The organism is Phocaeicola sp. RTP21198st1_B8_RTP21198_201120, assembly GCF_040929485.1.
Classification (GTDB): Bacteria; Bacteroidota; Bacteroidia; order Bacteroidales; family Bacteroidaceae; genus Phocaeicola; species Phocaeicola dorei.
The window spans coordinates 419-1,898 of record NZ_JBCOCI010000235.1; the positions used below are offsets into that span (position 1 = coordinate 419).

Here is a 1,480-nt window from a genome sequence, read left to right on the forward strand (position 1 = left end):
ATGTAGGCTATGAAGATGTATTGATGCCAATTGTTATCAATAAGCGTGAAGTCATCACGAAAGACGTTTATATGAAAGAAAGCACAAAGCTACTGGAAGAAGTGGTGGTTAGTGCCGGACGCTTTGAACAGAAGTTGAGTGACGTTACTGTTTCCATGGATGTGGTGAAAGCCGGAGATATTGCCCGTCAGGCACCGACAGATATTTCTTCCACACTCCGTACATTGCCCGGTGTAGACATTGTAGACAAACAGCCCTCTATGCGCGGTGGCAGCGGATGGACTTACGGTGTAGGTGCACGCAGCCAGATTCTGATAGACGGCATGAGTACCCTGAATCCAAAAACCGGTGAAATCAATTGGAACACCATACCTTTGGAAAATGTAGAACAGGTGGAAGTTATTAAAGGAGCTTCCTCCGTGTTGTACGGGTCATCAGCCTTGAACGGCATTATCAACATCCGTACTGCACGTCCGGGACTGACTCCGAAAACACGTTTCAGTGCTTATGTGGGAGTATATGGTGATGCGGAAAACGACGAATACCAATGGAGCGACAAGAGTTTCTGGAAAGATGATAAATATTCTGTTAAACCGATCCTGCGCGGAAGTCTTCTTAGCGGTATACGGAATCCTATTTACGAAGGATTCGACCTCTCCCACTCCCGTCGTATCGGCAATTTCGATGTCAGCGGAGGAATCAATCTTTTCACTGACGAAGGATACCGCCAACAGGGATACAACAAACGTTTCCGTATGGGAGGGAGCCTCACTTATCATCAGCCTGATATGGGAATGAAACTGTTGAATTATGGTTTCAATGTCGATTTCCTTTCCAATCAATATGGTGACTTCTTTATCTGGCGTTCACCAACGGAAGTGTACAAACCGTCTCCTTTCACCAACATGGGACGTGAAGAGAATAATTTCCATATCGATCCGTTCATCAACTATGTGAATCCGGAAAACGGTACGTCACATAAGATTAAAGGACGTTTCTATTATAGTGCCGACAATATCGTGCGCCCCAGCCAGGGAGCATCCATCGGTGATATTCTGGGAAATATGGGAACAGATGCCCAGACTATTCAGAATATTGCAGGCGGTGATTACAGTTCGCTCTATCCGGCCTTGGTCGGTATCGGTTCGGGACTTATCAACGGAAATCTGGAAGATGCCATGAATGGAGTATTTACCTCATTAGGCAATATTTTCCCGAATGCGACGACTGCCGATTATTGCGATCTGATCTCTTGGGTAATGGACAACGGAGTGCCGAGTGACTTAGGGGGACTTACGAACGGACAGTTACCGAGTGATCTGATTCCGTGGTTATCAAATGTTATCAATCCGTCACGAAACACTCCAAAAACACAGACTGATAAGAACTTCGATTACTACCTCGACTACCAGTTCAATAAGAAATGGGAAGGCGGTGCACAAATCACTACCGGAGTAACACTGGAACATATCCGCTATGA

General features: G+C 45.7%; 1 protein-coding gene. It reads left to right on the forward strand.

Annotation, left to right across the window (positions count from 1 at the left end; all coding sequences use genetic code 11):
* Positions 1 to 1,480 (forward strand): TonB-dependent receptor plug domain-containing protein (locus AB5935_RS24945; RefSeq protein WP_368327749.1); only part of this gene is annotated, 1,480 nt, incomplete at both ends.